This window comes from Mycobacterium sp. (genome assembly GCF_965229265.1).
Classification (GTDB): Bacteria; Actinomycetota; Actinomycetes; order Mycobacteriales; family Mycobacteriaceae; genus Mycobacterium.
The window spans coordinates 1,442,920-1,459,628 of sequence record NZ_CBDDIY010000010.1 but is presented as its reverse complement, the minus strand read 5'-3'; the positions used below and the strand labels follow the sequence as shown (position 1 = coordinate 1,459,628).

The following is a 16,709-nucleotide window of genomic DNA, read 5'->3' as shown; positions in this document are numbered from 1 at the left end:
ACGCTTTCGGAAGTTGCACCTTTCAATGGACTGATAACCGGGGGTTATCAGTGGGGTTCGTCGCCGAAGTTCCAGTGCTCTTGAACGTGTGAAACCAGGGCCTCTGCCTGCGGCGACAGCCGTCCGGGATGCCAGGCCAGTGCCGTGTAGCTGGGCGGGCGGCCAGTGATAGGCACGTAGGCAATACCGGGCCGGTCGTAGAAGTGCGCCACCGACGATGTCGTGAAACTGATCCCCAGGCCGCGGGCGACCATGGTCGTCTCGGCTTCGTAGGTCGCCGCGACCCCGGCGATCGAGGGTGGGCGGTTCCCGCGGACATCCATGGCCATCCAGTAGTCACGCCAGCTGCCTGCCGTCAGCGGAGCGCAGACGATCGGTTCTTCGAGCAGTTCGGTGATGTCGACATCGGCCCGTTCGGCGAAGCGGTGGTCGCGTGGCAGGCAGGCCACCCAGGATTCGGCGTCCAGGATCAGCATCCGGTGCTCGGGCAGGTCAACCGGCGGCCGGATCAGCGCGACCTCCATGCTGCCCTCACGCAGGCCGGCGGTCGGGTCGGCGAAGTCGAACTCGGTCGGTTCGACGACCACCCCGGGGTGCGCGGCTTCGAAGTGTCGGACGATCCGGAAGAGCAGGTCGGCGCCGGTGCCGATGAGGTAGCCGAGGCGCAGCACGCCCTGCTGGGTGCCGGACAGGGTCACCAGGTTGGCGACGACGGCGTCGACCCCGGCCAGGGCTTGCTGAACCTGCGGCAGCCACGCGGCCCCGAGATCGGTGAGCGCGACCTCGCGGGTGCTGCGGGTGAACAGGACGACACCGAACTGGTGCTCGAGCTGTTTGATCGCCGTCGACAGGGCCGGCTGGGTGATGAACAGCGTGTCGGCGGCGCGCCGGTAGTTCAGTTCGGTGCCCAGGGCGGCGAAGTACCGCAGTTGGCGCAGTGTGACGTCGGCGTTCGTGAGACCTCCCTGGGTCGAGCCAGTCATCATGATATTTCGCCAGGAGGAGATCGCCGGTGGCCCGCGTGTCGGGACGGTCTGTACCCGTGCGGCCGTGGCGTCGTCCACAATGAGCGGCGGCGCGGGCCGAGCTCACAGTGCCCGCCCGTACGCTGGCGGGATGTTTGGTCCAGAGAGGAGTTCGACATGCGACGCCTGCACGCTCTAGCGCGCCGCGTGACGGACGTGAACGATCTGTGTGGATGGCATGGCGTCTGAGGTCGACCGCACCGATGCCGCGGTGGATGCCACCGGCGACGAGCCCGTTTCGGAAGTGATGGCAGAGCTCGCCGAGGCCGAGGCGGCTGAGGCGCAAGCGCGCGCCGAGGCGGCCCGTGCCAAAGCGACGGCCGCACGGCTGCGCGGCGCTGAGCTCGCCGACGGCCCAGACACCGACGGCCCAGACACCGGTGCACCGGCCCGGCGCCGGTGGTTGTCCTGGTCGAGGGCTGCCCTGGCCGTGGCGGTGGTGGTGATCTGTGCCCTGCTCACCGTGACCGGGTTGATGTTGTGGCAGTACCGCCACGATGCCGCCCAGCGTGCACACCGGGCTGAGTTCGTCACCGCGGCGAAGGCGGGCGTGGTGGCCCTGCTCTCGATCGACTACACCCACGCCAAGGCCGACGTGCAGCGAGTGATTGATTTGTCCACCGGCACGTTCAAGGCCGATTTCACCAAGGGCGCCGAGGATTTCGTGAAGACGGCCGAGCAGTCCAAGGCCGTCACCGTCGGCACGATCAAGTCGGCGGCGCTGGAGTCGGAGAACGGGGACACCGGGGTGGTGTTGCTCGCGGCCGCGTCGCAGGTAACCAACGCCAATGGGGCCGAACGCGATCCCCGTGCCTGGCGAATGAGCGTGACGGTGGCGCGCGACGGCGGCCAGTTGAAGATGTCGAATGTGGAGTTTGTGCCATGAGCAGTGAGAAGACCGACTCGCCCGCCGAGAACGACACCGATACCGAGGTGGCGGTCGTCGACGTGGAGGAAACCACCGGCACCGAGGTCGCCGAAGCGGACGCCGGCGAGCCGGCCGGCCGTGACCGCGGCGGCGTGGCCCGGGTCATGAGCTGGTGCGGCCGGCGCTGGGTGGCGCTGATGATCGCCATCCTGTTGGTCGCATCCGCCGGCGCCGCCGGCGGCGTCTACTGGTGGATGTACCGGCCGGACCGGCTGACCAACGAGGCCGCCCAGCAGCAGGCACGGGAAGCCGCGACACAGGGCACGGTGGCGCTGCTGTCCTACGCGCCCGACACCCTGGACAAGGACCTGGCCAATGCCAAGTCCCACCTGACCGGTGAATTCCTCAAGTACTACAGCCAGTTCACCGACCAGATCGTCGCGCCGGCGGCCCGGCAGAAGGGCGTCAAGACCGAGGCGACCGTCGCCCGCGCGGCCGTCTCGGAGATGCATCCCGACAACGCGGTCGTCCTGGTGTTCGTCAATCAGGTGACGACGAGCAAGGACCGGCCGGATCCGGCGTTGGCGACCAGCAGCGTCATGGTGAGGGTGACCAAGAGCGACGGTCGCTGGCTGATCTCCGAGTTCAACCCGATCTAGACGCACGGAGGGTCGGTCGATGAGCGTCGCGCTGTTGCTGGAGATGGCAGCCTCCGACGCAGACCGGGTCGGCGTAGTCGCCGAGGATCAGCGGTTGACCGTCGGCGAACTGAACGGCCTCGCCGACGGCGGTGCCGGGGTGATCGCCGCCGCCGGTGCGGGCAGTGTGGTCTACCTCGGTCTGGGCGGTGCCATGCTGCCGCTGCTGATCTTCGCCTCGGCGCGCGCCGCGGTCGCCTTTGCACCGCTGAACTACCGGCTCTCCGGCGCGGCGCTGGCCGAACTGATCGGACGGCTCCCGGAGCCGCTGATCGTCGTCGATGCCGACTACCGGGACCTGGTGACCGGTCTGGGTGTGGCGTGCATCGAATCGCGGGAATTCCTCACCGCCGCCGCGACGACCGCGCCGGTCGCTGAATTCCCCGACCCCGACGATATCGCGGTGGTGCTTTTCACCTCGGGCACCACCGCGCGGCCCAAAGCCGTTGAGCTGTCTCACAACAATCTCACCAGTTACGTCACCGGTACCGTCGAGTTCGGCTCTGCCGAGCCCGGTGACGCCGCGCTGATCTGCGTGCCGCCCTATCACATTGCCGGCGTGGGCGCGGCGCTGTCGAATCTCTACGCGGGCCGAAAGATGGTGTACCTGAGCCGGTTCGATGCCCGTGAGTGGATCGCGCTGGCCGCCGCCGAGGCGGTCACCAGTGCGACAGTGGTGCCCACGATGCTCGACCGCATCATCGCCGAACTCGAGGCCAACCCCACCCCGCTGCCCGCGTTGCGCACGCTGGCCTACGGCGGTGCGAAGGTGCCGCTTCCGCTGGTGCGCACGGCGCTGGGGCTGCTGCCCGATGTGGGGTTCGTCAACGCCTACGGACTGACCGAAACCAGCTCGACGATTGCGCTTCTCACCCCCGAGGACCATCGGGTCGCCCATCGCGCCGACGATGAATCCACCCGAAAGCGGCTCGGGTCGGTCGGCCGGCCGGTGCCCGGCATCGAGGTGCAGGTGCGTGCCAAAGACGGGACGGTGCTGGGCCCTGACGAGGTCGGCGAGCTGTTCGTGCGCGGCGATCAGGTGTCGGGGCGGTACGCCGAGATCGGCTCGGTTCTCGACGAGCACGGCTGGTTCCCGACCAAAGACGTCGCCTACCTCGACGCCGGGGGTTACCTCTTCATCGGTGGCCGCTGCGACGACACGATCATCCGAGGCGGGGAGAACATCGCACCGGCCGAAGTCGAGGACGTCCTCGTCGAGCATCCCCACGTTCGCGACGCCGCCGTCGTCGGCGTCGACGACGCCGAATGGGGCCAGATCATGGTCGCCGTCGTCGTTCCGGTCTCGAACATCACCCCCGACCCCGAGGCGCTGCGCGCCCATGTGCGTGCTCACCTGCGGGGCTCGCGCACCCCCGACCGGGTGGTGTTCCGCCACGAACTGCCCACCACACCGACCGGTAAGGTGCTGCGCCGGCAGCTGGCCGGCGAACTCACGTCACCGTCGCCCCACCTAACCCCAGGAGGACAGCCATGATCAAGAGCGGCACCCGATTGCAGAGCCAGGTGTGCGACACCCAGGTCATCGTCGTGCGTTCCTCGGATCGCCTGGACGATCTGCGCGCCGGCGGCGTGCCCATGATCGCGCTGACCGCCGAGAAATCCCCAGCGGCCCAACTAGATCCGGACTTCGCCGGCGGCACCGTGATGGGCAAGCGCTACGTCGACGACAGCGGAGCTGAACTGCTGGTCACCAAGGCCGGGGCGGGTGCATTGAGTGTCGGCACCACCGCCCTTGAACTGAAGACCGCCACGCCGCTGCCGGCCAGCGACTAGCGGGGGCCGGCGTGAACGGGCCCGCTGCCGCCGACACCCACTCGTTCGTGCTCGCGATGGACTACCGGGTTCCCGACCCCGGTCGGGTGTGGCCGGTGCTGCAGCGCAGCCGGGGCGCCCTCGCCGATCTCGGCGCGCACTATGTTCTGCTGTACACCTCGACCCGCGAGCACGGCCGGGTCATGGTCACCATGTCGTTGCGCAGCAAGGAACCCGTGCTGGAGGTGCTGCGCTCCCGCGCCTTCCTGGCCTGGTTCGACGCCGTCGGACTCGAGGACATCCCGGCCATCTTCGCCGGGGAGACGATCGACAAGATCGCCGTCGCCGATGCGGATACCGACACGCCCGGCGTCATCATGGCGACCATCGCCCGGGTCACCGACGTGCCCGTGCTGATCTCGCGGATTCACCGGGCGCTGGCCCGGTTCGCCGACGCCGGAATCCGTAATCTGCGGGTCTTCCAGGCCTTCGACGACGACCACGAGACGATGATCCTGCAGGAGATCGACACCGAGCAGGACGCGATCCGCTGGATCGACCACCCCGACGTTGTCGCCGAGTGGATGGCCGGTGCCGGGATGGGTGCCTATCCGCCGATCTTCGTCGGCGAGCTGCAGCACATCATGCGTATCGACGAGAACGCCTGAGCGCCGCACCGATGTTCGTCTGTCTCTGTAAGGGTGTGACGAGCCAGACCGTCATCGATGCGGTGGCGGCCGGAGCGACGACCACCCGGCAGGTAGCCAAGGCGTGCGGTGCCGGTACCGAGTGCGGCCGCTGCCGGCACACCGTGCGCGCCATCATCGAGTCGGCGGAGGCGGCAGAGCCCAAGCACCGCAAGGGTTTCCTGCACCGAGGATGACGACCGACGGGTGTGTGAGCCGGCGGGGCCGATAGTCCTCTTGGTGCAGGACGTCGGCCCCTAGGGTGCCGGACCGGCACCGTCGATGATGGGCCCATGACGACCGGCATCGAGGGCATGGTCATCGACACGGTCATGCCAACCTACGACGTGGTGATCGCCGAGCACATCGTGGTGCCCCGGGATCCGCCGACCACCTTCGCCGCGGCCCGCGGCCTGGACCTGCTGCGGGTGCACTCGCCGCTACTGGACGCGGCCATGTGGATGCGACAGCTGCCGCAGTGGCTCACCGGCCGTCCGGCGCCGCGATTGCCGCGACTGGTGATCGGCGAGGGCGTGGGGATGCCCGGGTGGCTGGTGCTGGGGGAGCGACCCGGCCGGGAGATCGTCTTCGGCGCGGTCGGCCGGTTCTGGCAGCCCGTGATCGAGTGGCGCGACGTCGACGCGGCCGACTTCCCCGGCTTCGCCGAACCGGGGTGGGGCAAGATCGCCGCCAATTTCTCGGTGCTGCCATACGGTCCCGGCAAGACCCTACTCAGCTACGAATGCCGAACCGCGACAACCGATCCGGAGTCGGCCCGCAAGTTCGCCCGGTACTGGTGGTTGATCCGGCCATTTGTGGCGCACATCCTGCGGGCCACGCTGCGCCAGATCGAGACCGACGCGCAAGCGTTGCCGTGACTCGGGTGCTGGTGGCCTACGGCTCGAAACGCCGTGGCACCGAGGGACTGGCCACCATGATCGGTGATGCCCTGGCCGAGGCGGGACTCACCGCGGTGGTGACACCGGCCCGTGAGGTCGATGAGCTGTCCGGCTACGACGCCGTGATCGTGGCCGGTGCGCTGTACGCCAACCGGTGGCATCGGCATGCCCGCCGCTTCGTCCGCCGGCACACCGCGACCCTGCGTGGCCTGCCGGTGTGGCTGGTCAGCACTGGGCCGCTGGACGAGTCGGCTGCCCACGCCCAGATTCCACCCACCAAGCAGGTGGCCACGCTGATGACCCGGGTGGGTGCGCGCGGTCATGCGACGTTCGGCGGGCGGCTGGCCCCCGACGCGACCGGCTTTCCGGCCAGTGCCATGGCCAAGACCAAGTCCGGCGACTGGCGCGATCGCGATCAGGTGCGCCGTTGGGTGAGCAGCGTCGCGGCGCAACTGTCGGCCGCCGGCACCGGCTGAGCACGCCCGTGATCCGGCTGCACAAGTCCCCGCGGCAAAGGACTTACGTCTCTGTCCCGAGGTAGCGGACACGGGCGACAGTGGAGGTAAGAGCAGCAAACCACATAAGGCGGCGAGAACCATGAGCGCGCACTTTCCCGACCCCGAAACGGTTCGGACCGTCCTGACCCTGGCAACCCAAGCCCCCTCGGTACACAACTCCCAGCCCTGGCATTGGCGAGTCGGGCCGCACAGCCTGCACCTCTACGCCGACCCGAGCCGGCATCTGCCCCGGACCGACCCCGACCGGCGCGACCTGCTGATCAGCTGCGGTGCTGCCCTGCACCACTGCACGGTCGCCCTGGCCGCGATGGGCTGGCAGGCCAAGATCCACCGCTTCCCCAACCCGGCCGACCGCGATCATCTGGCCTCGATCGAGGTGCATCCGCAGCCGGCCGGTGAACTCGATGTCACGCTGGCCGCCGCGATCGCCCGACGACGCACCGACCGGCGCAATTACAGTTCGTGGCCGGTACCGGGCGGCGATATCGCGCTGATGGGCGCCCGGGCCGCGCGCGCGGGTGTGATGCTGCGCCAGATCGACCTGCTGCCCCAACTCAACGAGATCGTCGCCCAATCGGTGCGCAAGCACGCCACCGACACCGACTACCTCACCGAACTCAACGCCTGGAGCGGACGCTACGGCTCGGTGGCCGGCGTCCCCGCTCGCAACACCCCGGCGGCCGATTTTCGGGCGAGGATCCCGGTGCGGATGTTTGCCGGCCCCGCGCTCAAGCAGCCACCGCAAACATCGCCGGTCGAGGACAACGCCGTGATGCTCGCGCTGGGTACCGAGACCGACGATGACCTGGCCCGGTTGCGGGCCGGTGAGGCCACGAGCCTGGTGCTGCTGTCGGCGACGGCCATGGGGTTGGCGACGTGCCCGGTGACCGAGCCGCTCGAGGTGCCCGAGACGCGTGACGCGGTACGCACCGACGTGTTCGGCACCAGTGGGTTTCCGCAGATGTTGCTGCGGGTGGGCTGGGCTGCGGTCAACGCCGACCCGCTTCCGGCCACACCGCGTCGGCCACTGCCCGAGGCAGCCGACTGGCTCAACGATGGTGCCTTCATCGTCGGTTCGGACACGATGACGCAAGCTGGGTAACACTCGTGCGCAGATCCGTGGACACGATCCTGTTCGGCCCGGGCCGAGGCTGGTTCGCCCGACTGTTCGGGCGAAGCCCGCTGGTGCGGTCTACCGATCGCATCGAGGTGCTGGCGGTGCTGCTGGCCGTTGCGGCCATCTTGTTGGCCATCCCGGTCGCGGGTGCGGTCGGTACCGCCGTCTACTCCAGCCGCGTCACGGCATACGCCGCGCAGGTGCAGGCCCGCCACACCGTCACCGCGACCGTCGTGGAAGACGGCGACACGACCGTACGGCCCTACAGCGTGAATTTCGCCGCCCACGCGCGATGGCAGGACCACGGGGTCACCCACGAGGGCACCTTCGCCTGGGACCGACCCACCAAAGCCGGTGAACAACTGACGGTCTGGGTCGACGGCACGGGTGACTACGCCGGGCCGCCGCCCCGCGCCGAGCGGGCGGCCGCGGACGGCATCAGCGTCGGGGCGGTGATCTGGCTGGCCGTCGTCACGCTGGCCGCCGCGACGGTCGGACTGGTCCGGTTCCGCCTCGATCGCCGCCGCCACAACCAGTGGGACCAGGGGCTGCGCACCCTGGTCGACGAGGGCGGCGGGCGCACCAACAGCGACCACTGATCGATCAGGAGAAACGCAGGGCCGATCCGGGTGTAAGTCGCTGCACCGTTCCGCGGCATTCGATCTCGATGGCGGGATGGTCGGTGGGGTCCACACTGATCTCGGCGCTGCGGCCCAGGATCGTCAGATGCAGCCGGTAGCCCCGGTAGTAGATCGGTAGGCGAAGTGCACCAAGGCTTTCCGGCCACATCGGGGACAGGATCAGCCGGTCAGCCCGGGTCTCCAGGCCGGTGAAGCACCGTTGCAGCAGGTCGATGCTGCCGGCCATCGCGGCGATGTGGATGCCTTCGGCGGTGGTGCCGCCCTGGATGTCGGCCACATCGGACATCAGCACCTGCTGGAAGTAGCGCATGGCGCGCTCGCGGTCACCGCGAGCCAGGACCCAGGCATGCACGACACCGCTGAGCGTCGAACCGTGAGACGTGCGGTGCAGGTAATAGTCGACGGTTTGCGGAATCTGCTCCGGGGTGAACCGATATCCCATCCGGGCGAACAACTCCCGCAGCTCGTCGGCCGACAGCAGATAGAACAGCATCAGCACGTCGGCCTGCTTGGAGGCCTGATACCGGTTCACGCTGTCGTTCTCGGCCTCCAGGATCCGGTCGAGTCGCTGAATATTGCCGTAGCGCTGCCGGTACCCGTGCCAATCCAGCTCGGCCAGATCGCCGTAACCCTCGAACTGGCTGATCACCTCTCCTCCGGGCGCTGGCCCCGAGGCGGAGTGGAACGGGACATACATCCGGCGGCTGACGTCATCCCACCGGTCGAGCTCGCGGCCGTGAATGCCGAGCCGCTCCATCAGATCGAGGCGGTCACGCAACGGCAGGGCGTCCAGCGCATCCAGCGCCCGCACGATCACCCACACCGCCATCACGTTGGTGTAGGCGTTGTTGTCGATGCCGTCGTAGGGAGCATCGGGGTAGCCGGAGTGGAACTCGTCGGGCCCGATCACCCCGCGGATCACGAAACGGCTTCTTGTCTCGTCGAATTCGGCCCGGCTGACCCAGAACCGGGCGATCTCGGCGAGCATCTCCGCGCCGTTTTCGATCAGATACTCGAGGTCGCCGGTCACCTGGTAGTACTGCCACACGTTGTAGGCGACGGCACTGCCGATGTGCTGGGCCCGCGCACTGGCGTCGGGATTCCAGTGCCCCGAGTTCGGGTTCAGGTGCAGCTTCTGGCTTTCCTCGCGTCCGTCGCTGCCCGACTGCCACGGGAACATGGCCCCGGCATAGCCGGCCTCGCGTGCGGCGCGGCGGGCCTCGGGCAGCCGCCGGTAGCGGTAGCGCAACAGGGATCGGGTGGTTTCTGGCGCCCGCAGGTTGAGCACGGGGAAGACGAACAACTCGTCCCAGAAGATGTGGCCGCGGTAGGCCTCGCCGTGCAGACCGCGGGCCGGCACTCCGGCGTCGAGGTCCACCGCGCGATTGGGCACGGTCTGCAGGAGCTGCAGCAGGTGCAGCCGAACCACGCGCATGGCATCGGGATTGTCATCGAAGGCGATGTCGAATCGTTCCCACAGGTGCGCCCATTCGCGGGCATGCCCTTCGCGCAGGTCGGCGTAGCGACCCAGCTGACCCAACAGCCGCTGGGCGGCGTCACCGGGCTCGGAGATCGCGTGGTCGCGGCCGGTGAAGATGGTGGCCATCTTCTCCACGGTCACCGATTCGCCGGGGGAGACGTTCAGGACGTAGTCATGCCCGGCTCGGCGGTGCTCGTCAACGAACTGGCCGTCGGCCTCCAGCTGGGCCTCGCCGCGCCACACCCTGGTGCGGGCGGCGACCGCGATCGGAATTCGCGACTGGACGGTCTCGCAGACCAGCAGCACCGAATTCGGTGACAGCTCGGTGGTCGTCGTGGCCACGAGATGGTCGCTGGCCAGCTGCCGGTAGCGTTCGACGCCCGCGTTGCGCACGTCACCGTCGACGATGGACAGGATTTCGATGGTGCCCGACCAGTCCTCGGCCCAGATCGTGGTCTCCAGTGCGCAGGCGTGCGGCAGGTGCATGGCCGCGATGCGGCGCTGAACCACCCTGGTGGTGCGACCGGAGGGATCACGGAACCGGAACTCGCGGGTCAGTTCGGCGTGGCGCAGATCAAGGCACTGCCGGTAGGTCAGGACCTCGGCGGTGTCGATGTCGAACCAGTCGCCGCCGTCGATCCGGAATTTCAGCGACAGCCAGTTCGGCAGATTGACCAGGCTCTCGTTTTCGACCCGCACTCCGCTGATCTCGTCGGTGAGCCGGTCGTAGAGCCCGGCGGCATAGGTTCCCGGGTAGTGGAACGGACCCGGGTCGGCCTCCGGGGCGCAGCCCCGGGTGGCGCGGTAGCCGTTGCCGACGGTGCACAGTGCCTCGCGCAGTCGCTCCTGCTCGGGAATGTACCCGCCGAAGGTGAATGACCAAGGGCTGGAGAGGTTCTGCCGATCGACATCGCATTGGTCCACCAGTCGCTCGATGAACTCCCGGACGTGGTCCGGATCGGCGAGTGCGAACCGGGCCGCGGTGGACCGATCGCCATCCTCGCTGTGGCGCACCACGATGCCGATGCCGTCGTGCAGCACGGAGTCGAAGGCATCCTCATCGGTCAGGTCGTCACCGATATAGATCGGCAGCAGCGGTTCGGAGCCCGCGACGCGGTCGGTGATCCACTCCAGCGTCTTGCCCTTGTCCCAGTCCAGGTTCGGCCGCAGCTCGGCGACCTTGCGCCCGGCCGTCACCCGCAACCCGTGCCGGCTTCCGGCCCGGTGGACCGCGGCCGTCACCGTGGCGTCGGCGTCCGGCCCCGCATTGCGGAAATGCACCGCGACCGCAAAACGCTTGTTCTCCACGACGACTCCGGTGATCCCGGCCAGGTCGGCGCCGAGCTCCTCGGCGGCCTGCGCCAGCACCGGCACCGCGGCGGCGGCGACCTCGTTCTGGTGATACGCGCCGTCGGGGCCGACCATCTCGAACCCGTGGCTGCCGGCGTACCACAGGCCGGGGATGGCAATGCGGCTCCGGATGTCGGCGAGGTCGCGACCCGATAGCACCGCGACCGGGTACATGGAGGCCAGTGATTGCAGCGCCTTGTCTGCGCCGGGAACCAGGGTCGCCGCGGCGGGGTCGTCGACGATGTCGGACAGCGTGCCGTCGAAGTCGAAGAACAGGGCTGGGCGACGGGCCGACACCACGCCGGCGACCTGACCGAACGACAGCAGCGCGTCGGGCAGTGCCGACATCCGCCGGTCGATCGCCCGCACTGTGACGTCGGCGAGGTCGCCGATGACCGTGTCGGCCCCGCACCGCAGCAGGTTCGGCCCGGCGTCCCCGGTCCGGTCCACCCCGATGACGAGTCCGAACCCACCCGCGCGCCCGGCCGCCACGCCGGCCTCGGCGTCCTCGACGACGACGCAGCGGCCGGGCCTGGCACCGAGGCGCCGAGCGGTCTCCAGCAGCATCGCCGGGTCGGGCTTGCCCGGCAGGCCCAGTTCGTCAGCGGTCACGCCGTCGACCCGGACCGCGAAGAACCCACCGATGCCGGCCGACTCCAGCACGGTCGCGCAGTTGCGGCTCGCCGAATACACCGCGGTGCCCACACCCAGCTCGTCGAGCCGGCGGACCAGCGACACCGTCGAGGAGAACGTCGGCACGCCGTCGGCGATCTTGGCCAGGTAGCGCTGCTGTTTGCGGTTGCCCAGACCGCAGACGGTGTTCTCGCCCTCATCGGCGGGCGCGCCCCACGGCAGAACGATCCCGCGGGAAGCCAGAAAGTCCCGCACCCCGTCGTAACGCGGCTTACCGTCGATGAAATGCCGGTAGTCGACAGAGGTGAAGGCAGCATGGTTTTCGGCATCCGAGGGTGCGCGCCGGCTCAGGTAGTCGTCGAACACCTCGGCCCACGCCGCCTCGTGCAGCGAGGCGGTGTCGGTGACCACGCCGTCGAGATCGAACAGCACGGCATCGTGGAAACGCGGGTCGATCGCGACCGGCAATCCGATATCGGGGCCGTCGCGGTCAACGATGCCAGCGCGGACACCGAACGGGCTCTCGCTCGCCATGTGAGCGAGACTGCCACACCGGCGCGGATGCGATCAGGGCCTTGTGGCCATGGGGGATGGGACCAACGCCTCATGATCTCCAGACTTGTGGACCCTAGCGTCGTAGGTGGCGGTGTCGGGGCCCCAGACGCCGGACGCCGAGTCGCGTAACGAGCCTGAAGGAGAATGAAATGTCAACTTCCGCAACGAAACTCGGTATCCTCGTCGGGGTGGACGGTTCGCCGGAGTCCAAGGTCGCCGTCGACTGGGCCGCGCGCGACGCGGCCATGCGCGGGGTTCCGCTGAAACTTGTCCACGTCCTCAACCCGCCGGTGGTGATGACCTTCCCGGAGGTGCCGATGCCGGTCGGTTACCTGCAGTGGCAGGAGGAGACGGCCCAGAAGGTGCTCGAGAGCGCGCGCCAGACGGCCGCCGATGCCAGCAAGGGGCATCCGGTTGAGGTCACCGCCGAGATCGTGTCCGGCCCTCCGGTGCCGACGCTGGTCGACCTGTCCAAGGATGCCGAGCTGGTCGTGGTCGGCTGCCGGGGTCGCGGCGCCCTGGCCCGCGGATTGCTGGGCTCGGTCAGCACCGGGCTGGTGCACCATTCCCACGTGCCGGTGGCGATCATCCACGACGAGGACCCGCTGATGACGCATCCGTCGAAGGCTCCGGTGGTCGTCGGTGTGGACGGTTCGCCGGCCTCGGAGCGGGCGCTGGCGATCGCGTTCGAGGAGGCCTCGTTCCGCGGTGTCGACCTGGTGGCTGTGCACGCCTGGAGTGACACCGGGGTATTCGAATTCCCGGGCGTGGACTGGTCGACCATGCAGGCCCTGGGCGAGGAAACCCTCAGCGAGCGACTGGCCGGGTGGCAGGAGCGCTATTCCGATGTCCTGGTGCGCCGAGTGGTGGTCGCCGACCGGCCGGCTCGTCAGCTGATCGAGCAGTCGGAGTCGGCTCAGCTGGTGGTGGTCGGCAGCCACGGGCGCGGCGGGTTCGCCGGCATGCTGCTGGGTTCGGTCAGTACGGCGGTGGTCCACGGTGTGCGGATGCCGGTCATCGTCGCCCGCTGACGACGCACCGGCCGACTAGGTGAGCGGCGCCGCCCAGCGCAGGACGGTGCCGCCGCCCGGTGCGTCGCCCACGCTGAAGTCACCGCCGACCTCGGCGGCGCGGCGCCGCAAGTTGTTGAGCCCGCTGGCGGTGACGTCGGCCGGCATCCCGCGGCCGTCGTCGATCACCTCGATCGCCAGCTCGTCCTCCACGCGGACGTTGACGATCAGCGTGCGCGCGTGGGCGTGGCGGACCGCGTTGCTGACGGCTTCGCGGACCACCGCTTCGGCGTGGTCGGCCAGTGCGGCGTCGATCACCGACAACGGCCCGATGTACTGCACCGTGGTGCGCAGGTCCGAGCCGGGGAACGCGCCGACGGCCTCGTCGAGCCGCTGCCGCAGCCGGGTGCTGCCCGGTGCGCCGCCGTGCAGGTCGAAGATCGCGGTGCGGATCTCCTGGATGACCCCCTGCAACTCGTCGACGGTCTCGATCAGGCGCTGCTGCACCTCGGTGTTGCGGGTGCGGGGGATGGTGCCCTGCAGCGACAGCCCGATCGCGAAGAGTCGCTGGATCACGTGATCATGCAGGTCGCGGGCGATCCGGTCACGGTCGGAGAGCACATCGAGTTCGCGCAGATGGCGCTGGGTGCTGGCCAATTGCCAGGCCAGCGTGGCCTGGTCGGTGAAGGCGGCCATCATGTCGAGCTGCTCGGCGCTGAAGACTTGGCCGCCACTGCGGCGCAGGATCACCACCACACCGACCACGGTCTCGGTGGTGCGCAGCGGCAAGACCAGCGCGGGGCCCGCCTCGGGCATGGCCGCCAGCTCGCCGCCGATGTGGTCCAACCGCCGCGGTGTGCGGGTGGCGAATGCCGAGCCGATGATGCTGCCGGTGACCGCGATCGGCGGCGCCGAGCGCGCCGGGCCCACCACGCCCGCCGTCTCGACCACGACGAGCTCGCGGACCTCGGAGGTCGGCAGTTCGGTGTCGGTGGGCACAGCGACCAGCACCGCATCGGCGGCGGTCAGGCCGAGCGCCTCGTCGGCGATGAGCCGGAACACCCGGGCCGGGTCGGCGCCGCCGAGCAGTTCGGTGCCGATGTCGCGGGTGGCCTCGATCCAGGACTGCCGGGTGCGGGACTGTTCGTAGAGGCGGGCATTGTCGATGGCGATGCCTGCCGCGGCGGCCAGCGCCTCCACCAACACCTCGTCATCCTCGCTGAACGGCTGGCCGTCGGCCTTCTCGGTGAGGTAGAGGTTGCCGAACACTTCGTCGCGGATGCGCACCGGCACGCCCAGGAACGTGCGCATCGGCGGGTGGTTCGGCGGGAACCCCACCGAGGCCGGGTGCTGCAGGATGTTGTCCAGCCGAATCGGCTTGGGCTCGTCGATGAGGTGCCCCAGCACGCCGCGCCCCTCCGGCAGCGGGCCGATGCGGGTGCGGGTCTCGGCGTCGATGCCCTCGTAGATGAACTCGATGAGCTCATGGCCGTGGCCGCGCACACCCAGCGCGCCGTAGCGGGCGTCCACCAGCTCGATCGCGGTGTTGACGATGGTTTTGAGCGTGACGTCGAGTTCCAGCCCCGAGGTCACCACCAGCATGGCCTCCACGAGGCCGTCGAGCCGGTCCCGGCCCTTGACGATCTGCTCCACCCGGTCCTGGACCTCGATGAGCAGCTCCCGCAGCCGCAGTTGCGACAGCGTCTCACGCACCGGTGATCCGCTGCTGTAATCCCCCTGCGTTCCGACGTGGTCGGTCACGGGCTCCATCGTGCCACCAATCGGGCCGATGCTTCAGTCTTCGGAGTGATGACCCTGATCGAGTTTGGAGATGAATACCGCGGCCTGGGTGCGTCGTTCCATGCCCAGCTTCGCCAGCAACCGGGATACGTAGTTCTTGACGGTCTTTTCGGCCAGGAACATCCGGGCCGCGATCTGCTTGTTGGTCAGACCCTCGCCGAGCAGGCCGAGCAGCACCCGCTCCTGTTCGGTCAGGCCCGACAGCGGGTCGGAGCGTTCGGCTGCACCGCGCAGCTTGGCCATCAGCGCGGCCGCCGCCCGGTTGTCCAGCAGTGAACGGCCCGCGCCGACATCCTTGATCGCTTTGGCCAGCTCCATGCCTTTGATGTCCTTGACGACGTACCCGCTGGCGCCGGCCAGGATCGCGTCCAGCATCGCCTCGTCGGAGGTGAATGAGGTCAGCATCAGGCAGCGCAGGTCGGGCATTTTGGAGAGCAGGTCGCGGCACAACTCGATGCCGTTGCCGTCGGGCAGGCGCACGTCGAGCACCGCGACGTCGGGCCGCAGCGCCGGGATCTGGGCCAGCGCATGGGCGACCGAGCCTGCCTCACCGATGACGTCGAGCTCGGGATCGGCCGAGAGCAGGTCGATCAAGCCGCGGCGAACGACTTCGTGGTCATCGACGAGAAAGACCTTGACCATGTGCTGCGCCTTCCGGGTCGGCAACACGCCGCGGCCAGAAAACCGCAGCCCGTCCTGCAACGATAACGGGCCGCAGCTACTGCGCGTCACAACAGGCGCTGGCGATCGACCACCAGAACTGAGCAATCGGTGTTGTGCAGGGCCGCCGAACCGGTGGGCCCGAGCAGTTCCTCGAGGCTCTCGGCGTCGCGCGCGCCCGCCACTACCAGCTGAATCTCTTCGGCGTGCTTGGCCAAGTAGTTGAGCACGCTGCCGTGTACGGCCACCGGCCGCGCGTCGAGGTCGGGGTAGCGGTGCTTCCAGTGCGCTAGCCGCCGGTCGAGCTGGGCGCGCACCATCCGGTTGCCGTCGGCCACGGCGTGCGAGTCGTGGACGTCGGTGTAGCGCGACTGCCAGGAGCTGAGCACCCGCAACGGGGCGCCGCGCAACCGGGCCTCGCCGACTCCCACCTGCAGCACCGCGGCGCTGTCGGGTGACTCGTCGAGTTCGACGACGATCCAGCCCGGGTCGTGGGTGGCACCCCGGTCCGACCCGCGCACGATGGCCACCGGGCAATGCGAGTGGGACACCAGGGCGGTGGCCGTCGAACCGATGCGGTTGTGGTCGAAGTGCTTGAGCCCGACCGCGCCGACGCAGATCATGGCCGCCGCGCCCGAGGCCGCCACCAGGGTGGGGATCGGCTTGCCGTGCAGAATCTCGATCTCGACCTTCACCGGTCGCTCGGTGGCCTCGATGGCGGTCGCCGCATACCGCACCGCCAGCTCGGCGCTGGCCAGCTGGCGCGCCTCCTCCTGGGGGTCGGCAGGATCGGCGCCGTTCGGCTCGATCGCGTACACCAGGCGCACCGGGATGTCGCGGCTCACGGCTTCGTCAATGGCCCACAAGGCGGCGCGCACGGCACCCCGGGACCCGTCAACGCCGACGACGATCGACGGCGGTGTGAACGGTTCGGGCATCGGTGACTCCCCCAGGGACGGCACTTCTATTGTGCCGACGTTATCGTCGTCGCGCGGC

General features: G+C 69.0%; 16 protein-coding genes. 11 read left to right on the top strand and 5 right to left on the bottom strand.

The features are described 5' to 3' along the window. Nucleotides 1-47: 47 nt before the first annotated feature. Nucleotides 48-986 carry a LysR family transcriptional regulator gene (locus ADBZ9K_RS08820; RefSeq protein WP_526619699.1) on the bottom strand — a complete coding sequence of 313 codons (939 nt, stop codon included), beginning with the start codon at nucleotides 984-986 and terminating at the stop codon, nucleotides 48-50. 217 nt (nucleotides 987-1,203) lie between these two features. Between ADBZ9K_RS08820 and ADBZ9K_RS08815 the strand changes: the two genes are divergently transcribed. The 10 genes from ADBZ9K_RS08815 to ADBZ9K_RS08770 all read left to right on the top strand — a co-directional run bounded on the left by ADBZ9K_RS08815 (nucleotide 1,204) and on the right by ADBZ9K_RS08770 (nucleotide 8,183). Then, nucleotides 1,204-1,911 (top strand): Rv1363c family protein, encoded by a 708-nt coding sequence (locus ADBZ9K_RS08815; RefSeq protein ID WP_526619698.1) that lies wholly within the window; start codon nucleotides 1,204-1,206, stop codon nucleotides 1,909-1,911. Continuing rightward, a complete protein-coding gene (locus tag ADBZ9K_RS08810; protein WP_526619697.1) occupies nucleotides 1,908-2,552 on the top strand; it encodes an Rv1363c family protein in 645 nt (214 codons plus the stop codon). The genes ADBZ9K_RS08815 and ADBZ9K_RS08810 overlap by 4 nt, the downstream gene beginning before the upstream one ends. Nucleotides 2,553-2,571: 19 nt before the next feature. After that, a complete protein-coding gene (locus ADBZ9K_RS08805) occupies nucleotides 2,572-4,086 on the top strand; it encodes a class I adenylate-forming enzyme family protein (protein WP_526619696.1) in 1,515 nt (504 codons plus the stop codon). Further along, the gene (locus ADBZ9K_RS08800; RefSeq protein WP_526619695.1) at nucleotides 4,083-4,385 is read left to right on the top strand and encodes a hypothetical protein; all 303 of its coding nucleotides are present in this window, start codon (nucleotides 4,083-4,085) and stop codon (nucleotides 4,383-4,385) included. Before ADBZ9K_RS08805 ends, ADBZ9K_RS08800 begins: the two co-directional genes overlap by 4 nt. Before the next feature lie 56 nt (nucleotides 4,386-4,441). After that, the gene (locus tag ADBZ9K_RS08795; protein WP_526620839.1) at nucleotides 4,442-5,032 is read left to right on the top strand and encodes a fatty-acid--CoA ligase; all 591 of its coding nucleotides are present in this window, start codon (nucleotides 4,442-4,444) and stop codon (nucleotides 5,030-5,032) included. A gap of 11 nt (nucleotides 5,033-5,043) precedes the next feature. Then, complete coding sequence (locus ADBZ9K_RS08790) at nucleotides 5,044-5,247, top strand: (2Fe-2S)-binding protein (RefSeq protein WP_526619694.1); 204 nt, start codon at nucleotides 5,044-5,046, stop codon at nucleotides 5,245-5,247. A gap of 96 nt (nucleotides 5,248-5,343) precedes the next feature. Beyond that, nucleotides 5,344-5,928, top strand: coding sequence for a hypothetical protein (locus tag ADBZ9K_RS08785; protein ID WP_526619693.1), 585 nt, complete (start codon nucleotides 5,344-5,346; stop codon nucleotides 5,926-5,928). After that, nucleotides 5,925-6,425, top strand: a complete 501-nt coding sequence (locus ADBZ9K_RS08780; protein WP_526619692.1) for a flavodoxin domain-containing protein — start codon at nucleotides 5,925-5,927, stop codon at nucleotides 6,423-6,425. Before ADBZ9K_RS08785 ends, ADBZ9K_RS08780 begins: the two co-directional genes overlap by 4 nt. A gap of 121 nt (nucleotides 6,426-6,546) precedes the next feature. Beyond that, the gene (locus ADBZ9K_RS08775) at nucleotides 6,547-7,569 is read left to right on the top strand and encodes an Acg family FMN-binding oxidoreductase (RefSeq protein WP_526619691.1); all 1,023 of its coding nucleotides are present in this window, start codon (nucleotides 6,547-6,549) and stop codon (nucleotides 7,567-7,569) included. 5 nt (nucleotides 7,570-7,574) lie between these two features. Continuing rightward, nucleotides 7,575-8,183 carry an Rv1733c family protein gene (locus tag ADBZ9K_RS08770; RefSeq protein ID WP_526619690.1) on the top strand — a complete coding sequence of 203 codons (609 nt, stop codon included), beginning with the start codon at nucleotides 7,575-7,577 and terminating at the stop codon, nucleotides 8,181-8,183. 4 nt (nucleotides 8,184-8,187) lie between these two features. Here ADBZ9K_RS08770 and otsB read toward each other — a convergent pair whose 3' ends face one another. Further along, complete coding sequence (gene otsB / locus ADBZ9K_RS08765) at nucleotides 8,188-12,222, bottom strand: trehalose-phosphatase (protein WP_526619689.1); 4,035 nt, start codon at nucleotides 12,220-12,222, stop codon at nucleotides 8,188-8,190. Between the two features lie 170 nt (nucleotides 12,223-12,392). Between otsB and ADBZ9K_RS08760 the strand changes: the two genes are divergently transcribed. Further along, nucleotides 12,393-13,274: a universal stress protein gene (locus ADBZ9K_RS08760; RefSeq protein ID WP_526619688.1), complete on the top strand. Its 882-nt coding sequence runs from the start codon at nucleotides 12,393-12,395 to the stop codon at nucleotides 13,272-13,274. A gap of 15 nt (nucleotides 13,275-13,289) precedes the next feature. On the opposite strand, the gene ADBZ9K_RS08755 is transcribed toward ADBZ9K_RS08760, so the two are convergent. From ADBZ9K_RS08755 to ADBZ9K_RS08745, 3 genes are all read right to left on the bottom strand, one after another. Next, nucleotides 13,290-15,023, bottom strand: coding sequence for a GAF domain-containing sensor histidine kinase (locus ADBZ9K_RS08755; protein ID WP_526619687.1), 1,734 nt, complete (start codon nucleotides 15,021-15,023; stop codon nucleotides 13,290-13,292). A 24-nt stretch (nucleotides 15,024-15,047) separates the two neighbouring features. Further along, a complete protein-coding gene (dosR, locus tag ADBZ9K_RS08750) occupies nucleotides 15,048-15,695 on the bottom strand; it encodes a hypoxia response regulator transcription factor DosR/DevR (protein ID WP_526619686.1) in 648 nt (215 codons plus the stop codon). Nucleotides 15,696-15,781: 86 nt separating this feature from the next. Further along, nucleotides 15,782-16,651 (bottom strand): universal stress protein, encoded by an 870-nt coding sequence (locus ADBZ9K_RS08745; protein WP_526619685.1) that lies wholly within the window; start codon nucleotides 16,649-16,651, stop codon nucleotides 15,782-15,784. Nucleotides 16,652-16,709: the final 58 nt, after the last annotated feature.

Bases quoted from the DNA above. Each gene is read 5' to 3' on its own strand.
- ADBZ9K_RS08775 (WP_526619691.1), top strand. From the start codon at position 6,547: ATGAGCGCGCACTTTCCCGACCCCGAAACGGTTCGGACCGTCCTGACC.
- ADBZ9K_RS08815 (WP_526619698.1), top strand. From the start codon at position 1,204: ATGGCGTCTGAGGTCGACCGCACCGATGCCGCGGTGGATGCCACCGGC.
- dosR (WP_526619686.1), bottom strand. From the start codon at position 15,695: ATGGTCAAGGTCTTTCTCGTCGATGACCACGAAGTCGTTCGCCGCGGC.
- ADBZ9K_RS08800 (WP_526619695.1), top strand. From the start codon at position 4,083: ATGATCAAGAGCGGCACCCGATTGCAGAGCCAGGTGTGCGACACCCAG.
- ADBZ9K_RS08785 (WP_526619693.1), top strand. From the start codon at position 5,344: ATGACGACCGGCATCGAGGGCATGGTCATCGACACGGTCATGCCAACC.
- ADBZ9K_RS08795 (WP_526620839.1), top strand. From the start codon at position 4,442: ATGGACTACCGGGTTCCCGACCCCGGTCGGGTGTGGCCGGTGCTGCAG.
- otsB (WP_526619689.1), bottom strand. From the start codon at position 12,222: ATGGCGAGCGAGAGCCCGTTCGGTGTCCGCGCTGGCATCGTTGACCGC.
- ADBZ9K_RS08745 (WP_526619685.1), bottom strand. From the start codon at position 16,651: ATGCCCGAACCGTTCACACCGCCGTCGATCGTCGTCGGCGTTGACGGG.
- ADBZ9K_RS08810 (WP_526619697.1), top strand. From the start codon at position 1,908: ATGAGCAGTGAGAAGACCGACTCGCCCGCCGAGAACGACACCGATACC.
- ADBZ9K_RS08805 (WP_526619696.1), top strand. From the start codon at position 2,572: ATGAGCGTCGCGCTGTTGCTGGAGATGGCAGCCTCCGACGCAGACCGG.
- ADBZ9K_RS08820 (WP_526619699.1), bottom strand. From the start codon at position 986: ATGATGACTGGCTCGACCCAGGGAGGTCTCACGAACGCCGACGTCACA.
- ADBZ9K_RS08755 (WP_526619687.1), bottom strand. From the start codon at position 15,023: ATGGAGCCCGTGACCGACCACGTCGGAACGCAGGGGGATTACAGCAGC.
- ADBZ9K_RS08760 (WP_526619688.1), top strand. From the start codon at position 12,393: ATGTCAACTTCCGCAACGAAACTCGGTATCCTCGTCGGGGTGGACGGT.
- ADBZ9K_RS08790 (WP_526619694.1), top strand. From the start codon at position 5,044: ATGTTCGTCTGTCTCTGTAAGGGTGTGACGAGCCAGACCGTCATCGAT.